This is a genomic window from Rhizobium sp. 21-4511-3d (genome assembly GCF_053522545.1).
In genome coordinates, this window is the sequence record NZ_JBNWCF010000014.1 from 151,161 (window position 1) to 159,428 (window position 8,268).

General features: G+C 54.9%; 6 protein-coding genes and 4 pseudogenes. 5 read left to right on the forward strand and 5 right to left on the reverse strand.

Going from position 1 to position 8,268, the window contains the following annotated elements; all coding sequences use genetic code 11:
• Window positions 1–1,027 precede the first annotated feature (1,027 nt).
• Window positions 1,028–1,714: an FkbM family methyltransferase gene (locus ACQZ5H_RS26415; RefSeq protein ID WP_449099437.1), complete on the reverse strand. Its 687-nt coding sequence runs from the start codon at window positions 1,712–1,714 to the stop codon at window positions 1,028–1,030.
• Window positions 1,715–2,470: 756 nt separating this feature from the next.
• On the opposite strand from ACQZ5H_RS26415, the gene ACQZ5H_RS26420 reads away from it, so the two are divergent.
• From ACQZ5H_RS26420 to ACQZ5H_RS26430, 3 genes and pseudogenes are all read left to right on the forward strand, one after another.
• Complete coding sequence (locus ACQZ5H_RS26420; protein ID WP_449099445.1) at window positions 2,471–2,713, forward strand: ArsR/SmtB family transcription factor; 243 nt, start codon at window positions 2,471–2,473, stop codon at window positions 2,711–2,713.
• Window positions 2,714–3,089: 376 nt separating this feature from the next.
• A pseudogene (locus ACQZ5H_RS26425) lies at window positions 3,090–3,212 on the forward strand (transposase); the annotation flags it as partial.
• Window positions 3,213–3,394: 182 nt separating this feature from the next.
• Window positions 3,395–3,670, forward strand: a pseudogene (locus ACQZ5H_RS26430) (DUF4158 domain-containing protein); the annotation flags it as partial.
• Window positions 3,671–3,750: 80 nt separating this feature from the next.
• Here ACQZ5H_RS26430 and ACQZ5H_RS26435 read toward each other — a convergent pair.
• The 4 genes and pseudogenes from ACQZ5H_RS26435 to ACQZ5H_RS26450 form a co-directional block, all read right to left on the reverse strand.
• Window positions 3,751–4,143, reverse strand: coding sequence for a hypothetical protein (locus tag ACQZ5H_RS26435; RefSeq protein ID WP_449099446.1), 393 nt, complete (start codon window positions 4,141–4,143; stop codon window positions 3,751–3,753).
• Window positions 4,144–4,284: 141 nt separating this feature from the next.
• A pseudogene (locus ACQZ5H_RS26440) lies at window positions 4,285–4,650 on the reverse strand (TniQ family protein); the annotation flags it as partial.
• On the reverse strand, window positions 4,611–5,492 hold the full coding sequence (locus ACQZ5H_RS26445) for a TniB family NTP-binding protein (protein ID WP_449099438.1): 882 nt from the start codon (window positions 5,490–5,492) through the stop codon (window positions 4,611–4,613). The gene ACQZ5H_RS26445 and the pseudogene ACQZ5H_RS26440, both read right to left, overlap by 40 nt.
• Before the next feature lie 6 nt (window positions 5,493–5,498).
• A complete protein-coding gene (locus ACQZ5H_RS26450; RefSeq protein WP_449099439.1) occupies window positions 5,499–6,914 on the reverse strand; it encodes a Mu transposase C-terminal domain-containing protein in 1,416 nt (471 codons plus the stop codon).
• Window positions 6,915–7,271: 357 nt separating this feature from the next.
• Between ACQZ5H_RS26450 and ACQZ5H_RS26455 the strand changes: the two are divergent.
• Both ACQZ5H_RS26455 and ACQZ5H_RS26460 read left to right on the forward strand, forming a co-directional pair.
• Window positions 7,272–7,493 (forward strand): annotated as a pseudogene (locus tag ACQZ5H_RS26455) (hypothetical protein); the annotation flags it as partial.
• A 154-nt stretch (window positions 7,494–7,647) separates the two neighbouring features.
• A complete protein-coding gene (locus tag ACQZ5H_RS26460) occupies window positions 7,648–8,016 on the forward strand; it encodes a hypothetical protein (RefSeq protein ID WP_449099440.1) in 369 nt (122 codons plus the stop codon).
• Window positions 8,017–8,268 lie beyond the last annotated feature (252 nt).

Below are 8,268 nucleotides of genomic sequence, written 5' to 3' on the forward strand. Positions count from 1 at the left end.
TAGATCAATTTAGCAGGAACGGTAATTCGGCCTGCGGCTGTCACCGCGTCCCGCGCGCGTGGGGTTCAAGCGCGACTAGCCATCCTGAGGGAGGATGACGCTCCGTTATCAAGTCCCAAGCATTCTTGGAATCCAAGTCTAAAGTAGCATTTATATTTCGCATCACTATCCAGAGAAACATATTCGGCTTGCGCTATATTTCGAAATTCAATTCCCAGAAATAAGTCTGAGGCGAGCATCTCCGGGCGCCGTTGATCTTTCAGTATAAAACCCAATCGGGTCATTTCTCCCAGCAGTTTGCTTCGTAACGCAGCGTTTTCGGATGACAAGATGGTTAACAGAACGTAACAGTTCCGCATGGCTGACTTTTGCAACTGTATTTTCCGGCGCATTTTCGCTGCTCTCATAGCGTGGGCCTTCCTTGTCGTGATCTTCGCACTGCCGGCCGTATCTCTGTCAATGCTCGCGTACTGTGCTTTCGCGCACTGGTGGACCGATTGGCTCTTTCTTCCAGGTGCACATTTGCTGCTCATCGCGGCCGTGGCGTATTGGATTGGCCCCGCATTCACGTCGAAGCGAGCGCCCGCAGAGCGTGGATAATCAGCACCCGACATCCCTCACGCTAAAGCGCTGTAGAGCGGAAGCGTAGGTGCCATATGCGGCACTTAAGGAAGCCGCGACCCCAACCATTGAGCTGTTTCGCAACCCTCCGACATTCAGACTTGGCCGTTAACCCAACGTCAACACAAGACTGCGATCCTGCGCGATAGTTTTGCGCGTGATGGTGTCCTGAGATTCAGCCAACGCCGGTGATTGCTATGACAGTTCGATGCAAATATCTGCTGGCCGCCATTACGCTGTCCTGCCTCATGTGGGTTGGCATAATTTATGGCGCATCGGTCATGTTCACGGACGTCGACCCCATCCTTACAGGCGGCAACCCGGATTCGCCGGACTAGGCAGTCCGCAGGCGGACCTGTAAGCCAATCGGCACTTTTTCGGAGTTGGCGAGCCCTATTGGCCAACGCTATGCTGGAATTGCCGTCCAGTTCATTTCGGCCCCCTTCTCTAAATTGTAACCCGCGCCGCGCAGGAGCCGCTCGCATATCGGGAATGTCCGTGAATTGGCTTCGAAGTAGATTTCAGGGCGTGCGTCCCGCAACAATCGTGTTGCCCCGCTTAGCACCTCGATTTCGGCTCCTTCGACATCGATTTTCACGAAGGTTGGGGGGCCATATCGGTCGAGCAGTTGGTCAAGCATGATTGTGGGGATCGTTAGACGTGATCGCTCACCACCGCTTTGACTATTGCCGCCCGCGGCAACAAGATGGTTCGAAGCGCGCCCCCGCTGAGCGATCGCAAATTCGGCCATTCCATTTTGATCGTAAACGGCTGCCGGTATTATAACGACGGGCAAACCGTTCATGGAGGCCGTGTCTTGCAAAAGAGTGACCAGGAATGGATCGGCTTCGACGATGAGTACCAGTTTTGCCTGACTTAGCGAGAAGGCAAATACACCACAGTTCGCGCCAATGTCCCAGATCACCGCGCTCTCACCACTTAGCTTTTGCCCCAGGTAGGTAAGGTCCTCATCAAATGATCGCTTGAGGTACTTTAGCTGACTGTCGGGTGATAGATAGATCTTCGATCCATTCGGGAGCGTCCGTCTTATCCTGCGATTTCGGGCAGCAATTTCCGCAAACCTCTTCAGCATAGCCGGGCTCCTTTGCTCAGGAGAAAAAGGGTTGGCGCGACAATCGTCAATTCGCCTGATCGTATTAGGATCGTTCGCGAGGTGTGCGGGTCTCGTGGGCGCCTTCGGACCGCGGGCCACCCGCCTCTCGTCTGTTAGTGAACCACGGGACCTTCCTCCATCCTGGTCTTGCCTTCTTGGACAGTTTTGGTCGTGTAGTTCGCTCCACTATCGATGCCGTCTTTAATGCCATCTGTCCTGGAGCAGCGGGCAGGCGGGAGGTTAGTTTAACCGTTCGAAGTCTATTGAGCGCGCAAGGCTCGGCAGAGCTGGACCGGAGCTTCTGAGAGCGGGGATGATGCAATCAAAAAGGCTGAGCTCCACACAGAGTGATAATGACCTTGATTAAATCAAAGATGAATAGATGACCTCTTGGCTTCGTTAAACAGAACGGGAGTGCTCGAAAATCGAGTGACATGTGCAGTATTGTTATCAATGATGCTATGTGGCATGATATGATCCATGACGCCGATGTCGAGTATAGACGCAATCTTGCCCCCTGAAGTGAGGGGTATAGTGGAAATACAGCCACAGATTTGACAAGACCAAACGAAGTAAATCAGTTAGCCCCAGGAGGCCGTGTGCTCACTGAGCTTAGGCGTCTTCGATCCGAGAGCTTCCGTATGGAGCGTGAGAAAAAGATTGCGCGGTAAGAAGACGGCATTGCCGCAAAACGCGCTCGAAGCCGTCGGTTTCGACTTAAGGCAGGCCGCCAAGGTGCTAGAAGCCTTGTCACATCCGAGCCGGTATCAAATGATGTGTCTGCTCCGTGAGAGAGAATGGCGCTCTCTTAGTCTATCAGCGGCGGTAGGGCTTACGCCGGGAGCTGGCTCACAACATTTAAACATATTAAAGGCCGTGGGTCTGGTTGGCACGCGGCGCAACTCGCAGACAATATATCACTTCTTGAAGGCCAGAGAGATCGTCCCGCTGCTCGATTACCTCGTTCAGTTGCGCTGACAGCGTATGAAGCAACCTTACACGCAGGCTCTGGTGACACGCCGATCTTCGGATCGAACCGGGTCCGCCCAACAAGGATTGCCTGCACCCAGCTGGCGATGATCGGCTTAAGGGCGCACATGATTACCGGATTGCAATCGTCCGTGATACTTCGAGCTATCAGGTGGATTGTCGTTTCCGGGGCTCGCGCCTATCATTACACGATAAACGCTCTTGCACTTGCTCAGGCAAACGGGGATGAGTTCGTTAGCGTGTCGCCCGGCAGCGTAGCGTCCGTTAGCAACATGGTTTATTCGCAGAGCCTAGCACACGGGTGACCTTGCCCCGTTGAACTAATCCGTTTTGAAGTAAGCTCTGGCCCATTGACGACCAGGGAATGAAGCGCACTCGTTTCACAGACGAACAGATCATCGGCATTCTGAAGGAGCACGAGGCTGGGACCCCGGTCTCGGAGCTTTGCCGCAAACACGGCGTCAGCGATGCCAGCATCTATAAATGGGGTCAGAACAAGAGCAGTCCGAAATCGTACGCTAAGGCCGAACGGAACAGGAACGATGTTGTAGTTCGGATGTGCAACATCCGATTTCTGTGGATTGCCATCGACATGCGCCAGTTTTGATTTCTCTGTTCGGCCCGACTCGACAACGCTTCATGCAGATTGGTCATGAATGGAGTCGGGCGATGGCAAAGCGCAAGCTTCTCAAAGATCAAGATCGCCGGAAGCTTGTCGATATCCTAGTCGACGAGGACAGCTTAATTCGCCACTATTCATTGTCATTAGCGGATCGCCTGGAGATCGCACTGCGGAGACGCAATCACAATCGGCTCGGCTTTGCCATCCAGCTATGTCTGATGCGATACCCGGGTCAAGTGCTTGGGGCAGAAGAAACTCCGCCTCGCGCCATGCTGAAGTATGTTGCTGATCAGACCGGCGCCACCCCAGACGAATTTGCCCTGTCGTTTGGCAGTTAACCGTGAGATTGCGGCTGTTGTTTTCCCGTTTGGCACTTAATTTGAGATGTTGTCGGCATAGAATCTCAAATTAAGTGCAACTGTGACGATCCAAACGACTGACGCGAACAGTCTAAGATCTCTTCTATGGCGCTGTCGAAGCGGGCTTTATTCTCACCAATCATATGGCCACTCAGCATGCGAAGCATTTCGGGCCCGGCATGCTGAACAATGGCCACACCTGCCAAGAGCGCAGGGCGCAGATACAAGGGCAAGATCGGGCTTGCCGGACTCGGAAGTTTGCTGATTTCTATCTGCATAACTTCATCGAGATCAGGAATGATGGCACCGAGCACCCTATATCCGGACGGTTCGTAACCGGGCACCGATTTTGGAACGCGCCGCATTAACAGGAGACGGGCAATCTCACTCGGCGATACCCAGTATTGGATACCATGCTCAGCCTCGCTTTCTAGCATTTCTTGCCCCATCAGCGCTGCATGGTGATAGCCGGCGAAGGGAGTTGGGCCGTCACGACCGCCAATTGTCTGTAATGTCCCCGCGCAAAGCGGGCAGGTGATCCGCCAACCTAAGAATTGGTTCCGAAGGATGACGTGCGCTCCGTCGCTCGTTTGGCTACAAGTAGAGCATGATTGTCGAGGCTCCGTTGCGATCATTCGCCGTGACGATTGTCGAATATTCGAGAACGTCATGCGGCGGACCGTAGTGGGCTCGATCGAGAATAGGTGGGCAACGCGGGCGACCTGATCTTCTGTGAGATTCAAATCGGCGGCGCGTAATGATCGCAAATCGGGGAGGCAATGCTGAAGCATGGCCAAGGGAGGGATTGCATAGAATTTGGCGTGTCGGGCAATCCACGACGACAAAAGCTCATCGGCGCACGGCGCCAGCCTTACTGGCAGTGGCCGTCCGCATAAGTTCGTCTTCATGCGAACGCTGCGTCGGCGTCGAATTCCGGCTCCCATTTCTCGATGGCTTCGTCAGTAATCCGCTCTCTTCCGCTTTCGATTGCCTCGATGGCCAGTGAGTTGACGATGTGGAAAATGTTGGCAGTAATGCCCTCTGTGACTTGCAGTATTCGCCGCAAAGATTTCGCCGTTAGCACCGATGGCTGCCGCAATGGAGTATTGCGTAGTATCAAGGCGACCAACATTTCGAACTGCTCATTTGCAGCCCAGCGGCTCAGCGTGAACTGGTCGAAGCGACGCGCCAATTGGACATCGCCACCAATGGCCTCGCGGGCGTCGTTGACGCCGAAGCAGACGAGTGAGATCTGCAGGCGGTTGCTGAGAAAGCGCAGGGTATTTAATACGATGCGTTGTTCACGATAGGTCCCCGCGAGAATGTTGTGCACCTCGTCGATCACTAAAACCTGCACGCCAATCGCTTCCATGATCCGCAGTGCGGCTTGCTCCATCTGGGCAATATCGGCACGCGGTCGCTGCGGTGCGCCGAGCAGGGTCAAAAGTTCGGCGTAGAAGCGCCGTTCGCCAGGCCGGCTGGTCATCTCCATCGCAAGAACCGGTGTCTTTAGCTTGCCGGTAACCGGGTTGAAAGTTGGTGGGTGCTGATCACGGAAGCGCTTCATGATCATCGTTTTGCCCATGCCGCTGTCGCCATAAATGGCGAGCGATGGCATCCGCGTCCCGCGTGGATGATCGACCAAGAGGTTCAGGCGTTCGAGTACCTGCTTAGCGCGTGGGTAGATGAGCCAGCGACGTGATCTTATGGCGCGGACGCGCTGGTTGTCTGCTCCACTGAGCAGTTCGGCTGCGGTCACGGTCAGGTGGGAGATTTCGGTGCTCATGCCAGCTCACTCCATGTCCTCGTCGAAAGCCACAGGTTTGCTGGAGTCGATACCCCGAAGCGAGCCCCAACCGCTGTCATCCACTTTCGTTTTTGAGCTGGCGGCGCGGCCTCGTCGTACCGTCGCTGTCGCCTTCACCGCCGCATCCACCAGCTTGCGTTGTTCGATCGCTATACCAACGATCGTGCGGGTGTTGACCTCTCGTCGCCCTTTCGCCAGCAGGGTACGCCTCGCAGCCAATGCTTCGTGCAGCGTTACCGAAGCCAGGGTGAGATCGGCGTAACGTGCTTCCACGAAGCTGCCCGATGGTCGCCGCACGAAGACACGAGACATATCCCTTGGGTCGTATTTGACGAGAAGCCGGCGATTTGCAGCCCCGAGGTCGGCACTCAGGGCTGCCGACCAATAGCGCATTCCAAAAAGATGAATCCCGGTTGGCTGTAATGTACGCTCCTGCTCAGGTAGGAACGTCAGCCAAAATCGCATTCGGTCCTGCGGCAAGCGGAGCGGAATTTCACCCTCGTACTCACGCCACACCGCGATTGGCGGGCGCCCCAAAGTGCGGTGGATTGAGTGATGGTAGTTGCCGACAATGTCGAGGGCGATGTATCGCTCGAGTTCGCGGAGTGTCAGCGCCGAATGTCGCTTCGAATCGTATTCGCCAAGCTCCTGTGAATTGCTGAAAGTAGTACCGGGTAGCAAGTGGATCCTTCCCATTTGGGTGCCGATCAGCCTCTCGATATGTCCGCCGAAGCGCGGTTCACCAGGTGGTCGCCAGTCGATCGCTACGCCAGCATCGTCGCACCCCCTCTTAAACGCGCGGCTCCTGAAGTCGCTGCCGTTGTCGACATGTAACGTCTCAGGGAGGCCAGCGACCGGCCACGGCTCAGTGATCTCGCGCTCTCTCAACCAAGGCGATTTGTCAAAGACGGAATGTAGCAAGCACAAACTGGTCGAAAGTCGGGATGGCGCGTCCATTGTGAGGTGGAACCCTGTCACCATCCGACTGCAGACATCCATTGCCAGAGTTAGCCAAGGCCTTCCGATGGGTAGACGCGTCTCCTCGTCGACAACGAAGATATCTGCTTTCGTATGGTCGACTTGGACGATCTGGAGTGGGCGCGAGGCGGTAAGCCCTCCCGGCACGGCCGTTGTCCGCTTCACAATTTCGGCTTCGCCTCGTCGTTTCGCGCGTTTGTGAATGTCGATGTCCTTGAGACGAGTTTCGATCGTCCGGCGATGGGGCGGCTTTAGCCCAGCCGAGACGCAGTTCGTTTGGATATCCCGAACCAGTTGAGAGATACCTGGGCGGTTTTTCGTCAGATAATACCGATTGATCGTGGCGCGGATGATTTCCTCTCGCTTGTCGTCGAGCATCCTGCGGCCGTCAGGCCGGCCGGGTTTGCGTTCCACGAGCGACATTACCGTTCCTCCGGCTCGAAATAGCTTGGTAAGACGGAATGCAGTTGCCCGACTGACTTCCAGTTCGGAAGCCAGAAGCGCCATATCCCCGGCTGCAACTTTGCCTGATCGATGTATCAGAAATCTTCGGATAGCCTCGGCTCGTCGACACGCCTCATCCCAAAGCGCTTCGTCAACCTCATCAGGGAATGGATCAGTCATGCAGAAACACCGTCGATTGTGTCGACAAATGAATCTCACATTAAGTGCCAAAATCCAAGATGGAATCTCAAGTTAAGTGCCAAGTCTCACATTAAGTGCCGGGCTATCTTGTTGAAACTGTTAGGGGTGGAATCTTACGGTTAGATGCAAAACGACAACCTGGTAGCGCAGCAGCTGTTCGATCTATCGGGTGATCTTTCGGGGCTGGCTGATCGTGACACCGAGTTCAGGCTACCGACGGGCAGGGGGGAAGAGTTTGCGCATGGTGGTGGTCCCGATCCGCGCGATGCGCCGAAGCCGGTCGTTCAGGCGCGGGATATGTTTGTGCGCGATCTCCATATCGACACGCTGAAGGTGAAGGCCCGGAATTTTCATTGAATTCAGCAATGAAATTGCGGGTCCTCGGTCCATATCGCATGAAGAGCCGCTAATTGTAGGCCAAGTAACACATCAGAGTTCGAGAGGATGGCGTAGCCTTCTGTACCTCGATAGACTGAATTGGCCTGCGCGACCTTTCGATCCAGAATTCGCCATGACCTCGCTCCGTCGTATATTCTGTTGGGATCACATCGTCCTGTTTGTTATCGCTGCAGTAGCGATCTCGGGACTTTTTGTGGTGCCCTCGAGCGAATATCTTAAAGATCCAGGCAACATTGCTGACCACATCCTGCTTGCGGATACGTCGGAGGCGCAGCTCACCTCATGCGTCTATTTGTCGAGCGTGGAAGAGCATAACGACGGAACCATCTCTCAAGACCATATGGCGCCGTGCCAAAGCGCCGCCATTCTGAATTGGCAGACGCTGTCCTTCCAGCAAGCTCAGAGGATCTTTGTGTCAGCCGAACAAAGAACTCTGATTGCTCCGGCAATATCGTCGCCGCATAGACCCCCAATAGCCTGACTCCCCCGGGGCATCACCGTGGATCGACCGTCCGTCAAAGCGGATATCTGCATCGCGTCCACCTATCTCAATCAGGTTCCCGATCAGCCCGCTGAATTCGCGGTCGATGGGACGTGGGAGTCGAAAATGAACTCGTGCAATACTCAGAAAATCGTAAGCGGTGTTTTGACCCCACCTTCCGGATCAGCGCGTGATTGTTGATGTTGTTGCCGAACGAGGCTTCGACATATGACGATTACAGGGTTTACGCAT

Bases quoted from the DNA above. Each gene is read 5' to 3' on its own strand.
- ACQZ5H_RS26415 (WP_449099437.1), bottom strand. From the start codon at position 1,714: ATGCTGAAGAGGTTTGCGGAAATTGCTGCCCGAAATCGCAGGATAAGA.
- ACQZ5H_RS26435 (WP_449099446.1), bottom strand. From the start codon at position 4,143: ATGCTAGAAAGCGAGGCTGAGCATGGTATCCAATACTGGGTATCGCCG.
- ACQZ5H_RS26445 (WP_449099438.1), bottom strand. From the start codon at position 5,492: ATGAGCACCGAAATCTCCCACCTGACCGTGACCGCAGCCGAACTGCTC.
- ACQZ5H_RS26450 (WP_449099439.1), bottom strand. From the start codon at position 6,914: ATGTCGCTCGTGGAACGCAAACCCGGCCGGCCTGACGGCCGCAGGATG.
- ACQZ5H_RS26460 (WP_449099440.1), top strand. From the start codon at position 7,648: ATGACCTCGCTCCGTCGTATATTCTGTTGGGATCACATCGTCCTGTTT.